We start from the raw sequence: 15,138 nt of genomic DNA on the forward strand, positions 1-15,138 counted from the left end.
GCCGCCGCGGGAGCGGGTCAGCCCGCGTTTCGCGGGGCAAACATGATCACAGCCACTCCGACCAGGCAGATGACGGAGCCCGCGATGTCCCACCGGTCCGGGCGGAAGCCGTCGAAGATCATTCCCCACGCAAGCGACCCAGCCACAAACACTCCGCCGTAGGCGGCCAGGATCCGGCCGAAATGGGCATCGGGCTGGAGGGTGGCCACAAAACCGTAGAGGCCCAGGGCAATCACACCCAGCCCTGCCCACCACCAGTCCTTGCCCTCACGGACTGACTGCCACACGAGCCACGCGCCGCCGATCTCGGCAGCAGCGGCCAGGACGAACAGCACAGTCGTTTTGGCGATCGCCACGGTTTCAGCAGGAATATTCACAGGATCATCATGCCAGCCGGGAATGCGGCCTGCCGCGGCCTGGTTGGGCCAAACATGCAACGCATCGGATTCCTTTCGTTCGGCCACTGGGGCCCCGGCCAGGGTTCCCGCACCAGAACCGCCGGCGAGGCCCTGCGCCAGGGCATTGAGCTGGCGGTGGCCGCCGAGGAACTCGGAATGGACGGCGCCTTCTTCCGGGTGCACCACTTCGCCCGTCAGCAGGCGTCGCCCTTCCCGCTGCTGGCAGCCATCGCCGCCCGGACCAGCCGGATAGAGATCGGCACCGGCGTGATCGACATGCGGTACGAAAATCCGCTGTACATGGCCGAGGAAGCCGCCGCCACGGATCTGATCAGCGGCGGCAGGCTGCAGCTGGGCATCAGCCGTGGTTCACCCGAGCCCGCCCGGAACGGGGCCGCCGCCTTCGGCCACCAACCGGCAGAAGGGGAGACCGACGCGGACATGGCCCGCCGGCACACAGCCCAGTTTCGGCACGCCATCAGCGGCGCCGGCGTGGCCGAGGCGGACCCGCGCTACGCCGGCGGAGCCATTGGCCTGTTGCCGGTCCAGCCGCAGTCGCCGGGCCTCACGGAGCGGATCTGGTGGGGCGCCGGAAGCCGCAACACCGCCGTGTGGGCGGCCGGCCTGGGCATGAACCTGATGAGCTCCACCCTGCTCACCGAGGACACCGGCGTCCCCTTCGACCAGCTGCAGGCGGAGCAAATCCAACTCTTCCGGGAGGCCTGGGCCGCGGCAGGACACAGCCACCAGCCGCGTGTCTCTGTCAGCCGGAGCATCCTGCCAATCGTGGACGACGAGGACAGCAGATATTTTGCGGGCAGCGCGCTGCGGGACAGCCGGGACCAGGTGGGCGTCATCGACGGCATGACGGCACGCTTTGGCAAGACCTATGCGGGCGCCCCGGATGTCCTGGCCGAACAGCTGGCGGCCGACGCCGCGGTCCAGGCCGCAGACACGCTGCTGGTGACAGTGCCCAACCAGTTGGGCGTTGACTTCAATGCCAAACTGCTGGGAAACATCGCCCGGTACATTGCGCCCGCCGTCGGCTGGACCCCGGCCCGTTCCTGATCCGGCGTAAATTTCTGCTGCGTGATCCGCCCGGAAGGGAATATCCTGAGAAGGTACGGGCCACGGTGGCCCGGCTTTTTGTCACGGCCCAGAGAGGCTTAACATGTCCGAAAAGCTCCACCTGACACCGGAAGATGAGTTCCCGGAAGATCTTTCCACCGTTCCGGACCGGGAGCTGCAGGTTCTGGACAGCCAGGTGCAGCGTCAATTGGACTATGAGTACGTGGCCGAGGGCGAACCAAATCCGGAGACGGAGTTCAGGCACCATGACCTCGATGAGGAATTCGAAGACCGGGACAGCCGCTGACCCGGGAACCATCCACAAGCCAGAGCCGTTAGGCTTGTAGCGGGCTTTGGGGGCTAAGGCCCCATAATTAATGCGTGACTGCGGAACGGTCAGGAGAGAGAAATATGGCTCGCGCCGCTTTAGGTTTTACGGCATGATCCGGCTACGTCAGCTGGCACAGGCGGCTTCCGTACTGACCACGCCATTGGCACCGGAAGATATTCTGGCGCTCTTCAACCCTGTCTTCTCCGCGCGCCAGTTGCGTGGAGTGGTGACCCGTGTGGTCCAGGAAACGGCACAGTCGGCCACCATCTTCTTCCGTCCCGGCCGCGGCTGGCATTCGCACCTGGCCGGCCAGTGGGCCCGCATCGGCGTTGAGCTGGACGGCGTCCGCCACTGGCGCTCCTACTCCCTGAGCGCCCCCGCCGGCAAGGACCCCGCCATCACCGTCACCGACGTCGGCGCTGTTTCCGGAACCCTGGTGCGGACCACCAAACCGGGCGACGTCCTTTTCCTGGCACCCCCGCAAGGCGACTTCGTCCTGCCCGAGCACCCCAGGCCGCTCCTGATGGTCACCGCCGGCAGCGGCATCACTCCGGTGATGTCCATGATCCGCACCCTTGTTCCCCGCCGCCCGGATGCCGACGTGGTCCTGGTGCACTCCGCCCGCACGCCCGGCGACAGCCTCTTCCGCGAGGAACTCGCCGAGCTGGCTGACCAGTTCCCCAACTTCCGGCTGGCCCACTGGTACACCGGCGAACAGGGCCGGATGGACCTGACCAACACGGCCGAGCTCGACGAGATCTGCCCGGACTGGAAGGAACGGGCCGCCTACGCGTGCGGCCCGGACAGTTTCCTGGACGACGCCGAGGCCCTGTGGAAGCAGGCGTCCCTCACCGCCGGCGCCCCCGGCTCCGATGTTGCGCTCGCCGGCGATCCCGGCAACCTGATGATTGAGCGGTTCAACACCACCTTCGCCGGGGGTGTAGGGCACGACGGCGGCCTGGTCACCTTCGAGGCGTCGGACCGGGAGGTTGACGCCGACGGCGACACCCCGCTGCTCGACGTCGGCGAGGATGCCGGGGTGCTGATGCCCAGCGGCTGCCGGATGGGAATCTGCCACAGTTGCCTGACTCCGCTCCTGGCCGGACAGGTCCGTGACCTTCGCACCAACGAGGTCCACGGCGAACCCGGCCAACTAATCCAAACGTGTGTCTCGGCAGCCGCCGGACCCGTCAACCTCGAACTCTGAGGAGCAATACCGCATGTCAGTAGTTTCAGAAAGCAAGAAAGTTTCCGCAAGCAGCACCGCCCCCACCGGAGCGGCAAAGACGCGCCCCGGAGCGCTGGCCGAGTCCGGCAGCCCCCTGGTCCGTCCTCCTGCCGCCGCGCACCTTACCGACGAACAGGTAGCTGAGCTGGGCCGCGAACTCGACGCGATCCGCGACGAAATCCTGGCCAAGCGCGGCGCCTCCGATGCCGCCTACATCCGCCGCATGATCAAGATCCAGCGCGGGCTGGAGATCTCCGGCCGCGCGGCACTGCTGGTCAGCAAGAACAAGGCAGCCTGGGTCACCGGCACCACGCTGCTGAGCTTTGCCAAGATCCTGGAAAACATGGAACTCGGCCACAACATCCTGCACGGGCAGTGGGACTGGATGCGGGATCCTGACATCCACTCCACCACCTGGGAGTGGGACTTCGTCACCCCGTCGCGCGCCTGGCAGCACACGCACAACGACCTCCACCACCGCTGGACCAACGTCGTAGGCAAGGACAACGACGTCGGGTACAACCTCCTCCGCATGGACGAGAACCAGCCGTGGCAGCCGCACAACCTGGGCAACCCGCTGTACAACGCCATCCTTTCCCCGCTCTTCGAATGGGGCATCGCCATCTACGACCTTGAGCTTGCTGAGTACCAGGCAGGCAAGAAGTCCAAGGAAGCGCTCGTCAAGGACCTCAAGGCCCTGGGCCGCAAGGTAGTCACCCAGTTCACCAAGGACTACGCCGCCACGCCCGCCGTCGCCATGCTCACCGGCTCCGGCAAGCAGGCCCTCTACGGCACCCTGACCGCCAACGCCGTCCGCAACGTGTGGGCGCACGCGGTGATCTTCTGCGGCCACTTCCCGGAAGGCGCTGACACGTTCACCGAGGAAATGGTGGAAGGCGAAACCCGCGGTGACTGGTACGTCCGCCAGATGATCGGCTCCGCCAACATCTCCGGTTCCAGGTTCATGCACCTGATGACCGGCAACCTGTCGCACCAGATCGAGCACCACCTCTTCCCGGACCTGCCGTCCAACCGGTACGCCGAGGTTGCTCCGCGGGTCCGCGAGATCTGCCAGCGCTACGGCCTGAAGTACACCACGGGTCCGCTGCTGAAGCAGGTGGGATCGTCCTGGGCGAAGGTCTTCAAGCTGGCGCTGCCGGGCAAGGCTGCCAGGGCTTGAGCTGACTAAGCCTTAAGAGTGGAAGGGCCAGGCGAAATGCCTGGCCCTTCCACTCTTTTTTGCTATCCGGTCTGCTTCTTCAGGAAGGCGAGCAGGGCTTCGTTGACTTCCGCGGTGTGCGTCCACAGCAGGCCGTGCGGGGCGCCGTCGATCTCCACATACTCCGCCGACGGCAATGCCTTGGCGAACCTGCGGCCGGTGACATCGATGGGGAGGATGTTGTCCTCGGTGCCGTGGACAATCAGCGCGGGGACATCGATCCGGGGGATGTCGCCGCGGAAGTCGGTCAGCCAGGTGGGCTGCGCGGCGACTGATGCGGTGGCGCCGGCTCCTGCTGCGATTTTCCAGCTGGCGTCCAGGACTTCCTGGCTGAGCCGCGGTGTGCCCAGGAACGTGTCCGAGTTGTAGAAGTTCTTGAAGAATTCCGTGAAGAACGCGTACCGGTCTGAGGTGACGGCTTCGGTGAGCCCGTCAAAGACCTTTTGCGGGACGCCGTCCGGGTTGCCGTCGGTCTTCAGGAGGAACGGTTCCAAGGATCCCAGGAACGCGGCCCTGGCCACGCGCGCCGAACCGTAGGTGCTCAGATAGCGGGCGACTTCACCGGTACCCATGGAGAAGCCCACCAGCACGGTGTTGTTCAGTTCCAGCCTGTTCAGGATGGTATTGAGGTCGGCGGCGAAGGTGTCGTAGTCGTAGCCGCTGGTGGTCTTGCTGGACTTGCCGAAGCCGCGGCGGTCGTAGGTGATGACACGGTAGCCGGCCTCCAGGAGGGCGGTGGTCTGCTTTTCCCAGGATGATCCGTCCAGCGGGTAGCCGTGGATCAGGACAACGGGCTGGCCGCTCCCGTGGTCTTCGTAGTAGAGCTCGATATCGGTGCTGTTCTCGGTTCCAACGGTGACGAATGCCATCTCGGCGGTCCTTTCGAAGCTTCGGAATCAGTTTCGGGCGCAAGCAAAAGCCGGCGCCCGGCATTCCCTACTCTAGGGACCGGCCGCTGCTGCACCAAGGATGTGGTTACTGGGAGGGTTGGGGCAGCTCGCAGGCGATCTGCGGGTTGACGCCCAGATAGTTCAAAGGCCCGGCGACGATGGTCACGGCCACCGTTCCAGCCTGGGCGCAGGACCCGGGAGCTCCGCCGAAGTAGCCGCGCTGCCAGGCGGCGATTCCTCCGATGATTAGCCAGATGACAATCAGTGCTCCGAGAAACTTCATGGTGTCCTCCCATGGCCGTGGCCGCCTGTGCGTTCAAGTATGCGCCGATATCCGGATTCCAGATACCTCCCCACTCCCGCCGCTCTCTCACTTCCTGCTGGAAAAGCCCAAACGCTCGCTCACCGACCCCAATGAACACGTCTCCGGCCACCGGCCGGCCGACGGCACCCAGCGACGGCACCCAGCGACGGCAAGAAGGGCTGGCCGGACCTGTCTGTCCATGGATGAGTCCGTCACTCGCAGGACATCGGAAGCCCCGCCGCCGAGAAAGTTTAGGCGGAGAGGCAGCAGAGCAGCAGTGGGGCAAGCTGGCTGGGTGTCAGCTGGGCGGGCCAGTCCGCCAGGGAGCCGCCGAAGCGGGTGGCTGCCACAAAGGATGTCCGCTCCACCTGGCTGTCACCGCCGTGTCCGCCCTCATCCAGGTGCCCGTGGTCAGTCGTCAGCACCATGAACCAGTCCTCGCCCAGAACCTCTACCCTGTGCCGGATAGCGGACCGGATCCGCGCAAGATGGTTGTCCACCCGGCCCATGGCTGCCGCGTACTCCGGTGTGTGCGGCCCGTAGACATGCCCCTCGTCATCGGCGTCGCAAAAGTAGACAAAGGACAGGTCCGGCCCCCGCCCGGAAATCGCATCGACGGCATGGTCTGCGATCTCGGCATCGACGAGTTTGTAGCCGTAGGTCTCGCCGTCGCGGGCAATCACCCGATGCTGCCCGGAGCGCTGCTGCTCGCGCCGCTCCCAGATGATGGGACCGATACCCGACGGGTCCACCAGCGGGGGCCAACCCCCTGCGGCCAGGGTGGTGGTGCTTTGATCCGCAAAGTAGGCCTGGCTGAGAAAATCCGGGCAATGCAGCAGGGCATGGCCCACGAAGTGGTTGTCCTTGACCTGATGATCGGCATGGGGACGGCCCGTCAGCAGGGTGGACCAGCCGGGTCCGGACAGCGTCGGCACCTCCATGCGCAGCTCGTTGAAGACCCCGTCAGCGATCACCGCATCTAGGGTTGGCATCAGGCCCCTGCCCCGGGCCAGGTCCACGCGCAGGCCGTCGATGCCCACAAGGCAAATCTTCGGGCTCACGCGGCGACCTCTTCCTTGGCCTCGGCACCGTTGCGGACCCCATCCACCAGCGCAGTGTTGTGCCTGGGGGAGACGTCCACGCGCTGGGCAATGGTGAAGTTGGCCGCCTCATGCGAGGGCAGGTCCACGCGCAGCAGGGAGCCGCCAACCGAGACATTCGCACTTGTCACGGCGCCGCGCAGCACCAGTGACCTGATGACGCCCGGCCCGTCGCCTGCGCCCTTCAACTCCAGGTCTTCCGGCCGCACCAGGGCCTCCAATTCCGTGGCCGGCAAGGCCTCCGGGGCCGCGTTGGAGATGGCCATGCGCCGGCCCAGAACCAGCACCTGGGCGCCGAACCGATCCGCCGGTATGCGGTTCACGGCTCCGACAAACTCGGAAATGAAGGCCGTCCGGGGACGCTGGTAGACATCCTCCGGCGTGCCCAGCTGCTCGATCCGGCCGTTGAGCATCACGCCAACGCGGTCGGCCACGGTCAGGGCTTCTTCCTGGTCGTGGGTCACCAGCAGCGTGGTGGTTCCTGCCTGTGTCTGGATCCGCCGGATTTCGTCGCGCAGATGCACACGGACCTGGGCATCAAGTGCGGAGAGCGGCTCGTCAAGCAGCAGCACGCGCGGCTCGATCGCCAGTGCTCGGGCCAGGGCAACGCGCTGCTGCTGGCCTCCGGAGAGCTGTGAGGGGAAATTGTCCCGGTGTTCGCCCAGCCCGACCGTCTCGAGAAGGTCCGTGGCCCGCGCCGTGCGTTTGCCCGTGCTTGCCCCCCTGATCCGCAGTCCGTAGGCGACGTTTTCCAAGGCCGTCATGTGCGGGAACAGGCTGTAGGCCTGGAACACAATTCCGATGCCACGGTTGCGCACGCTGGTATGGGTCACGTCCCGGCCGGCAATCCGCACCGTTCCGGCATCCGGGGATTCCAGGCCGGCCAGGACACGCAGGATGGTGGTCTTGCCGCACCCGGACGGTCCCAGCAGTGCCAGGAGCTCTCCGCCGTCGAGGGTCAGATCCAGCTTGTCCAGCACCAACCGTCCGCCAAAACTCTTGCTGATTCCGGCCAATGAAACTTCAGCTTCGTCCCGGGTCATCGGGATATTCCTTTCGTAGCGGAGCACGGCCCCGCGGGGGCGGACTCTTGGAGTCGCAGGCCGTTGGAAGCCTGCCGTTTGGAGCGAGTGGAGCTGCGTTTCCTGTTCCGCTTGGCGGAGGCCCCGGAGAGCGCCGCCAGTAACAACCAGGTGGCGACGATCGACAAGAAGGACAAGGCTGCAGCGGCGCGCGGTTGGTTCATGCCAACCTCCACCATGAACACCGGGAACGTTGAATGCAGCAGCAGGCTGGCCAGTGCATACTCGCCCAGCACCAGCGCGCAGGACAGGAGGCTTGCCCCCAGCATCGCGGCGCGCAGATTGGGAAGAATGATCCGGACCAAGGTCTGCAACGGCGTGGCTCCCAGGCTGGCGCTGGCCGCGAACAGGGTCCTGATGTCCAAGGCACGGATGCCGGCATCAAGCGTCCGGTACACCAGCGGCAGGGTCAGCACCATGTAGAACGGCACCAGCGAATAGGTGCAGACTAGAAAGCTGGGGGCCACGTTGCGGAAGAACAAGTTGGCGCCGCTCACCAGGGCAATGGCCGGCACCACGTACGGGACCACGGAGAGCCATTCGGTCAGCGGCAGCATCTTGGGTGCACGGAGGTGCAGGAAGAGCAGGGTCGGCACCAGGAGAAGCAGCGAGGCCAGGGTGCTGAGCGCCGCCAACTGAAGGGTGGTGGACAGCTGCGGCAGGAAGTTGGTGTTCTGCACTGCGACGTCGAGGGAATCCAGGGTGAATCCCTTGCCCGGCAGCGTGAAGCCGAAGGCAGCGGAGGCAACCAAGGGCGTGAAAAAAAGGATGAGCGCGACGGCAAAGATGGTCGTCTGGGCCGCTCCCCGCGCACGGGGGCGGCGCCGCCCCGACAGGGGCTTCGATCCAGCGGGGGTGTCTAGCGCAGCCATTTGTTGCTCCTCCGTTCCAGCAGTGTCCGCAAGCCCATGGAAGCCACCACGATCACGATCATGCCCGTGACCAATGCGGCGGCGAAGCTGTCGTCCGTCATCACGTTGCCTGAGACGAAGAATCCGATCAGGATCGGCACCAGGTTGACCCGGCCGCCGGCCAGTGCGTAGGCGGTGGCATACGCGCTGAAGGAGTTGGCGAACAGAAGGAGCAGCGCACCGATGATGGGCGGCCACATGATGGGGAATGCGATGTCCTTGAGGTAGCGGAAGCGGCTGGCGCCCAGACTGTACGCGGCCTCGGACCACTGCTTCTTCAGGGCTCCGAAGGCCGGCAGCATCAAGATGGCCATCAGCGGGATCTGGAAATAGAGGTAGACCAGTGCGATGCCCCAAAAGGATGCCAGCTGGATGCTGTCACTGAGGTTCCAGCCGGTCAGGCTGAGAATCATCCGGGTCACCAGGCCCTGGACCCCGATGGCGGCGACGAATGCGAAGGCCAGTGCCACACCGCCCAGTTGGGACGCCGCTGCCGAGAAGGAGAGCACCAGGTTCCGCAGCCATTTGGGCCGCTCGGAGGTGGCCAGGGCCCAGGCCAGGGTCAGCCCCAGCACGCCGCCGGCCCCGGCGGTCAGTAGGGAAAGCTGGATGGTCTGCATGAACGCATCCCGGTACTGCGGCTCGAAAAGCTTCGCCATGGAGGCCAGCGAAAGGTTCCCGTCCACGTGAAAGCTGGTCCAAATGTTGGTGGCAATCGGAGCAACGAGGAAAACCGCCAGGAACAGCAGGTACGGCAGGGCCCCGAGCCAGCCGGCCGTGCGGCCACCCCCGCGCCGCGGCGCTGCGGGACGTTCACGTCCCGCCGGCGCGGGACCAGCTGCGCCCAAGGTGCGTTCGGCTTGGAGCGTCACAGCGCGGCGACCTTCTGGCCCCACTGGTCGATGATCAGTTCGCTGGCCGCAGAGCCCTGGGCAATCGTGGGGAACTTGATCTTGGCAATCACGTCGGCGCTGGGCAGCTTGGCGAGCGCTTCAGCCGAGAGCTTGCCGGCAGCCTTGAGCTTGACGAACCGCGCAGGCACGGCACCACCCAGGGCGAACTGTTCGGAACCTTCGTCGCTTGTCAGCCAGTCCACCCAAAGGCGCGCGGCGTTGGGCCGCGGGCTCTTCGTGGTGACCGGTTGGGCGTAGTAGTTGCCAAAGACGCCTTCGGAGAACACCTGGGTTTCCAGCGTGGCGCCGGATTTCGCCAGTTCGCCTGCCATGCCCAGGAAGTTGTAGTTCCAGTCGAAGACGACGGCGGCCTGGCCGGTGCTCAGTGCCGAGACGGGAGAAGTGATGCTCGCCAGGTTCCCGGATTTGGCCAGCTTTTCGAAGAAATCGATGCCCGGCTGGATGTTGTCCAGGCTGCCGCCGTGCGCCAGCGCCGCCGCGTAGACGGCCGCGATGGACGAGGCACCCTTGCGGGGATCACCAGGGAGGGCGATTTTGCCCTTGTACTTCGGGTCCAGAAGATCGGCCCAGGACTTGGGGCTTTCGACGATCTTGGTGTTGGTGCCGACCTGGACCACGCCGTAATACGCCCCGACCCACATCCCGTCGGGGTCCTTCAAGTCGGCCGGGATCTCCTCGAAGTTGCTCGGCTTGTAGGCCTCGATCAGCTTCTGGTCGATGGCGGGCTTGGTGAAGGAGTAGCCGATATCAATCACGTCTGGCTGGGTGTCCTGCCCCTTGAGGTTTTTCACCGCCGTGAGCTCATCGGCGCTGGAGGCGTCCGGGTTGGCGACCGGGGTCTCGATGCCGTACTTCTTCTTGAAGCCCTCGAACTGACCCTTGTAGTTGGCCCAGTCCCCCGGCACGGCGATCAGCTGGACCTTGCCTTCCTTCTGGGCACCGGCGATGATCTCAGCCAGGCTGGTTCCCGCAGTGGCGGCGCCATTGGGCGTGCTGCCGCAGGCAGTCAGGGAGCCGCCCACTGCGGCAAGGCCTGCCAACCCCAGGGCGCCGCGCATCAGTCCGCGGCGGGAGACTGCTGACGAAGGTGAAGCCGTCGAAATGGCTTGGGGATTCATTGGTGTTCTCCAGATTTCTTGGTGGCGCAGAGGCCGGCGTGGAGACTCCAACGTCGCAGCGCAATGTTGCTTCCTGATGAAGGCAAAGTGTCATGCAGATGAACTATGGTCTAGACCATAGGTCATCTGCATGAGTCCACTACGGCCTGGGGTCGGGCGGGAGATTCGCCGGCTCCCGCCCGGAGGGGTCCACGCGGCCGGAGACGATGATCCGCAGCCGATCAGTGCGGATCACATCCTCCGAGTACTCCACCGGCCGGCCGTCCTCGCAGAGGGCGGTTCTCTTGATGGTCAGCACCGGAGCGCTGGGACCGATTTCCAGCAGCTTCGAATTCGCCGGGCCAGCCACGGAGGGATTCAGCTCTTCAACGGAGGAGAACGGCGCCAGGCCATACTCTTCGCCCATAACCGCATACATTGAACCGGTGAGATGCCGGCTCAGCAGCCCGGGGAACAGGTCCGCCGGGAAGTGCGAGTCCTCCAGGACTACCGGCGTCGAGGCGGCGTAGCGGAGGCGGCGAATCCTGTGCACTTCAGCGTCGGGCGGCAGCTGCAGGGCCTCCGCAACCAGCCTGCCGGCAGGGCCGGTTTCGGCGTCGAGCAGGCGGGAGGACGCGCTGTGGACGCTCTTGAGCAACTGGGCACTGAGTCCCATCAGATTCGAGATATCCACCGAGGCCCTGGGCTCCGAAATGAAGGAACCGCCGCGGCCGCCAACGGTGCGGATGAGGCGCCCTTCATGCTGCAGCGTGTCCAGGGCCTGGCGGAGAGTCATCCGGCTGATGCCCAGTGCACTCGCCAACTGCCGTTCGGCGGGAAGCTTGCTCCCCAGGGTCAGCGAGCCGGCCAGAACCAGGTCCGTCAACCAGCCGTGGACCACCTGATGGGCCGGCAAGGACGGATCGAAGGTGAGATTCTGCGCCTGCTCCAGCAACTCGTCGGTGTTGATTTTCGACTCCTTCATACCGCCCCGGTGAGGCCTCCAGTGAAGCGAATGGCCCCGAAACCAAGCATAGGTCCATTCGCCGGCCAGTTTCCGGCCGGCCGCGGCGCAGCTCTGGCCGGCGTCCGCAGGCGTCCGCCGGGGCGTGGCCGGCGGCGGATTAATCCCGGCTACACTGTCACACGGATCCAAATGGTCTAGACCGAACTCTGCTTGCCGTTGAGCGCACTGAACGGCCGTCGCGCCGCCAAAATTGCCGTCGGAAGCACCACCATCTGCAGATTGGAATCACGCTATGGGCGCAGCCGCCACCAGCACCACATCAACCCTGGCCACCTTTGATGGCGCTCTCTTTGACTTCAACGGCACGCTCTCCGATGACGAGAGCGTGCTGCGGGACCTGTTCATCGAACTGGCCGACACCGAGTGCGGCGTCACCATCACCGAACGGCAGTACCAGGAGGACCTGGCCGGCCGCAGCGACCGCGAAATCATGGCTTCGATCCTTGCCCTGGCCTCCGGACCGGTGCGCAGGGTGGATGAGTTCCTAGGACTCATCGACGCGTCCTACAGTGCCCGGGTGGCACGCGAGAGCCTGATCCGGCCGGCCGCTTGTGAGCTGGTGCGCGCCCTTCACGCCGCGGGACTGAAGTTGGCCGTTGTGACAGGGGCCAGCAGACCGCAGGTACTTCCTGCCCTGGAACGGGCGGGCCTGCTGGACCTGTTCGGCGTCGTCGTGACGGACGAGGATGTTTCGGAGGGCAAGCCGCATCCGGAAGGCTTCCAGCGCGCTGCCGCCGCGCTGGGGCTGGAGAACCCTGCCCGCATTGCCGTGTTTGAGGACTCGCTGCCGGGCCTGGGTGCCGTAGCTGCCGCGGGGATGGTTGCCATCTGCGTCGAGGGCACCCACCCCCGCGAGGTACTGGTGCAGCACGCCCGGATCCTGGTCCCGGCGCTCGGACCTGAATGCCTGGAGCTGGAGCTGGGGTAGTTTCGGATCGAGTTCCGCCAGGTTCTCACGTCTACGCGCTGTCGACCTGCGGCTGCCCATGCGTGGTTTGTTCTTGAGAGGAGTCATGCCTCATTTGTAGGCAGCCAAGCTATCGCTTCGATTTGCCGAGGATGTGCTGAGGCTGTGAAAGGGTGCGCAGTCCTGGCCGCGGCGCCGAAATCGGCGGAGAGCGTCCTGGAAGCCGGAACGCTCCGGCGAGCGGGCAGCTCTCCGGCGAATTCGCGCCGGTGCTGGGCTGGGAGTAGCGGAGGCGGGCGGCTTACTGCTGCCGTTGTGGCGTCGGCTTCTTGCGGGCGGGGGCATCCGCCGGGCAGAGTTGCAGTGCGAGCTCCTGCAGTTCCTTGGGGTGGAACGGCTTGGTCAGGTAGGCGGCAGCGCCGGAGGCCATTCCGGCCAGGATGTCGTCCTCCTCGGACCTGGCCGTGAGGAACAGCAGGGGAGCGGTGCTTAACGCACGGATTGCCCGGGCTACGATGTGTCCGTCCATGTCCGGCAGGCCGAGGTCCAGGGTGATCAGCGCAACCGATGGTTCAGCGGCCGCCGCAATTCCTTCGGCGCCGTTGGCCACCGAACGCACGGAAAAGCCTGCGCGCGTCAGGACCACCGTGATGAGACCGCGGATGTCGTCGTTGTCCTCGATGACAAGACAGATGCGTTTTGGTTCCATGAAAGCCTCTCAGCCAGCTTTGCCACCAGTGTACGGGGCCGGTGGGGTGAAGATCGTCATTATGACGTACTCGGGAACCGCCGCCGGACACCTCGTTGAACCCCTCTGCGGGGGCCGGTTCAGCCGTCGTAGTGGGTCCGGGCCGGCCCCTGGCCCAGCGCATTCACCATGGCCGCGGCGACGATATTCAGCTTGGAATTGCGGGTGCTGGACGCCGCTTTGAGGAGCTCGAACGCGTCCTGCTGGCTGCACCGGTTCTGGGCCATGATGATGCCCACCGCCATGTCGATCACCGTGCGTGATTCGAGGGTGGCACGCAGATGCGCCGCAGTCTCGCTGTAATGCGCGAAACGCACCGCAAGCCGCAGGGCCAGGGAGGTCTGGCGGACGAAATCCTCCGCAGCGTTCAGGACGCGGCCTTCGAAGCGGGAGGTCCGGTGGGAGTAGAGGAGCAGGGTGGCTTTGGTTTCCCCCTCCAGCCGGAACGGGATGGCCAGGACTGACCGGATGCCTTGGTCCAGGACGGATTCGCAGTATTCGGGCCAGCGCGCTTCGTTTTTCACGTCAGCAACATGGACCGTCGCCTGCTCCAGCGAGGCAGCCATGCCCGGGCTTTGCTCGGACTGGCATTCAACCTGGCTGACAGCGCGGGCAGCGGCGCCGCTGCTGGCAATGGTGGCCGCCTTGCGCTGACGCAGGAGAGTGATGCCGCACAGCACTTCGTCGCCGGGTTCGGAAAGGGTGCTGGCCGACACCTTGGCAAGCTCATCCAGGAACTCCTCCACGTCGGAGCTGTTGAGGAGTTCTTCGTGGAGGTGCTCGGTGATTGATGTAGCTGTTTTTGCTGTTGACTCGCTGGCCACGGTTCTTAGTGCCATTCGCTCAGGTCAAACGAACCGGTAACCCTCCGCATAACCCTGCCGTAGTGGCAAAAGGGTGGCGACGGTCGCTGGATCGACGAACTGTCCAACGGCCTGCTGCTAAACCGATATCCAGAAGTATATACAGGCCAGAGCCTTGGGAAGCGCCACAAGGCGGCCAGGCCAGGGAGGACTCAAGTACTACCTGCTTACCGTGCGGGTGGCACCGCCGGAGGATCGGGCAGTGAGGCCTCTGGGCCTGAAACTACAAGGAGTGCGGCGGGTTCCCGAGCGCCCGCACGAAGAGTCCTTGCGCATCGGACACCTCACGCCTCGTCGACGAAAACTGAGTACCCTGCCCCTCATCCAAGAGATCGTGGCCTGGGAGATCCGCAAAAGTCCAGTACTGCTACGCGTTGTTGGGATCACCAGCGCCGGGAAGTATGGGTGTCATCGATCAGCCGGAAGCAAGGTCCCTTAGTGGTTCCCGACGGCTGTGCGTCTCAGCATCTGTCTTTACGCCCAGCCCAAAGGAGTCTCTCTCATGCGCAAAATGACCAAGAAGAACAAGGTCCTGGCAGCAGCCGGTGCCCTGGCACTGGTAGCCGGCAGCGGCGGCGCTGCCTACGCCTACTGGACCACCACAGGCTCAGGTTCAGGTAACGCAACCAACGCCGAGGCCAACGGCACGGTGGCACTTCATGCCACGTTCCTAGGCGGTCTTACCCCCGGAGATAGCCGTTCGGTGGCCTACACCGCCGACAACGGAGGTACCACCAACCTCCAGGTGAATACGCTGACCCCCACGGTGACCACCAGTATCACGGGCTGCCTGCCTACCTGGTTCGATGTCACCGCCGTGTCCACCAACACCGTCGTGGCGGCCGGCGCTACCGGCACATCTGTGGGCAGCGGAACCCTGACGTTCAACGACAGCGCAACGGTGGACCAGAGCGCCTGCAAGGGTGCCGTCGTCACCATCACAGTCGGCAGCGTCTAAGAAGCTTCGCCGGCGGGGAGGAGCAGAACCTCCCCGCCGGCGAATTCCACCTCCTCCCGCTCAAGTCAGAACAGGCCAGAAGGGCTGAACGTG

Annotated in this window: 17 protein-coding genes; 6 read left to right on the top strand and 11 right to left on the bottom strand. The window is 65.2% G+C overall.

What is annotated here, in order from left to right; all coding sequences use genetic code 11:
- Window positions 1-17: 17 nt before the first annotated feature.
- Window positions 18-356 (bottom strand): YnfA family protein, encoded by a 339-nt coding sequence (locus tag ACVWY0_RS09395; protein WP_252570602.1) that lies wholly within the window; start codon window positions 354-356, stop codon window positions 18-20.
- 75 nt (window positions 357-431) lie between these two features.
- Here ACVWY0_RS09395 and ACVWY0_RS09400 point away from each other — a divergent pair, with 75 nt between their 5' ends.
- The 4 genes from ACVWY0_RS09400 to ACVWY0_RS09415 all read left to right on the top strand — a co-directional run bounded on the left by ACVWY0_RS09400 (window position 432) and on the right by ACVWY0_RS09415 (window position 4,205).
- Entirely contained in the window at window positions 432-1,466 is a 1,035-nt protein-coding gene (locus ACVWY0_RS09400; protein ID WP_485836460.1) for an LLM class flavin-dependent oxidoreductase, read from the top strand.
- Window positions 1,467-1,569: 103 nt separating this feature from the next.
- On the top strand, window positions 1,570-1,773 hold the full coding sequence (locus ACVWY0_RS09405) for a hypothetical protein (RefSeq protein WP_141141640.1): 204 nt from the start codon (window positions 1,570-1,572) through the stop codon (window positions 1,771-1,773).
- A 133-nt stretch (window positions 1,774-1,906) separates the two neighbouring features.
- A complete protein-coding gene (locus tag ACVWY0_RS09410) occupies window positions 1,907-3,004 on the top strand; it encodes a ferredoxin reductase (RefSeq protein ID WP_058931257.1) in 1,098 nt (365 codons plus the stop codon).
- 13 nt (window positions 3,005-3,017) lie between these two features.
- Window positions 3,018-4,205, top strand: coding sequence for a fatty acid desaturase family protein (locus ACVWY0_RS09415; protein WP_485836461.1), 1,188 nt, complete (start codon window positions 3,018-3,020; stop codon window positions 4,203-4,205).
- A gap of 62 nt (window positions 4,206-4,267) precedes the next feature.
- Here ACVWY0_RS09415 and ACVWY0_RS09420 read toward each other — a convergent pair whose 3' ends face one another.
- The 8 genes from ACVWY0_RS09420 to ACVWY0_RS09455 all read right to left on the bottom strand — a co-directional run bounded on the left by ACVWY0_RS09420 (window position 4,268) and on the right by ACVWY0_RS09455 (window position 11,527).
- A complete protein-coding gene (locus ACVWY0_RS09420; RefSeq protein WP_485836462.1) occupies window positions 4,268-5,113 on the bottom strand; it encodes an alpha/beta fold hydrolase in 846 nt (281 codons plus the stop codon).
- 106 nt (window positions 5,114-5,219) lie between these two features.
- Window positions 5,220-5,417: a hypothetical protein gene (locus ACVWY0_RS09425; RefSeq protein WP_111908848.1), complete on the bottom strand. Its 198-nt coding sequence runs from the start codon at window positions 5,415-5,417 to the stop codon at window positions 5,220-5,222.
- A gap of 272 nt (window positions 5,418-5,689) precedes the next feature.
- On the bottom strand, window positions 5,690-6,499 hold the full coding sequence (locus ACVWY0_RS09430) for an alkaline phosphatase family protein (protein ID WP_485836463.1): 810 nt from the start codon (window positions 6,497-6,499) through the stop codon (window positions 5,690-5,692).
- Entirely contained in the window at window positions 6,496-7,581 is a 1,086-nt protein-coding gene (locus ACVWY0_RS09435; RefSeq protein ID WP_485836464.1) for an ABC transporter ATP-binding protein, read from the bottom strand. Before ACVWY0_RS09435 ends, ACVWY0_RS09430 begins: the two co-directional genes overlap by 4 nt.
- The gene (locus ACVWY0_RS09440; RefSeq protein WP_485836465.1) at window positions 7,578-8,492 is read right to left on the bottom strand and encodes an ABC transporter permease; all 915 of its coding nucleotides are present in this window, start codon (window positions 8,490-8,492) and stop codon (window positions 7,578-7,580) included. Before ACVWY0_RS09440 ends, ACVWY0_RS09435 begins: the two co-directional genes overlap by 4 nt.
- On the bottom strand, window positions 8,480-9,403 hold the full coding sequence (locus ACVWY0_RS09445; RefSeq protein ID WP_485836466.1) for an ABC transporter permease: 924 nt from the start codon (window positions 9,401-9,403) through the stop codon (window positions 8,480-8,482). Before ACVWY0_RS09445 ends, ACVWY0_RS09440 begins: the two co-directional genes overlap by 13 nt.
- Entirely contained in the window at window positions 9,400-10,563 is a 1,164-nt protein-coding gene (locus ACVWY0_RS09450) for an ABC transporter substrate-binding protein (protein WP_485836467.1), read from the bottom strand. Before ACVWY0_RS09450 ends, ACVWY0_RS09445 begins: the two co-directional genes overlap by 4 nt.
- A gap of 139 nt (window positions 10,564-10,702) precedes the next feature.
- Window positions 10,703-11,527: a GntR family transcriptional regulator gene (locus tag ACVWY0_RS09455; protein WP_485836468.1), complete on the bottom strand. Its 825-nt coding sequence runs from the start codon at window positions 11,525-11,527 to the stop codon at window positions 10,703-10,705.
- A 274-nt stretch (window positions 11,528-11,801) separates the two neighbouring features.
- On the opposite strand from ACVWY0_RS09455, the gene ACVWY0_RS09460 reads away from it, so the two are divergent.
- Window positions 11,802-12,497, top strand: coding sequence for an HAD family hydrolase (locus ACVWY0_RS09460; RefSeq protein ID WP_485836469.1), 696 nt, complete (start codon window positions 11,802-11,804; stop codon window positions 12,495-12,497).
- 280 nt (window positions 12,498-12,777) lie between these two features.
- Here the strand turns inward: ACVWY0_RS09460 and ACVWY0_RS09465 are convergent, their stop codons facing one another.
- The gene (locus ACVWY0_RS09465) at window positions 12,778-13,185 is read right to left on the bottom strand and encodes a response regulator transcription factor (RefSeq protein ID WP_485836470.1); all 408 of its coding nucleotides are present in this window, start codon (window positions 13,183-13,185) and stop codon (window positions 12,778-12,780) included.
- A gap of 119 nt (window positions 13,186-13,304) precedes the next feature.
- The gene (locus ACVWY0_RS09470; protein WP_485836509.1) at window positions 13,305-14,048 is read right to left on the bottom strand and encodes a GAF and ANTAR domain-containing protein; all 744 of its coding nucleotides are present in this window, start codon (window positions 14,046-14,048) and stop codon (window positions 13,305-13,307) included.
- A 541-nt stretch (window positions 14,049-14,589) separates the two neighbouring features.
- On the opposite strand from ACVWY0_RS09470, the gene ACVWY0_RS09475 reads away from it, so the two are divergent.
- Complete coding sequence (locus ACVWY0_RS09475; RefSeq protein ID WP_485836471.1) at window positions 14,590-15,045, top strand: hypothetical protein; 456 nt, start codon at window positions 14,590-14,592, stop codon at window positions 15,043-15,045.
- Window positions 15,046-15,138 lie beyond the last annotated feature (93 nt).

The sequence above is a fragment of the Arthrobacter sp. UYNi723 genome, from assembly GCF_054057635.1.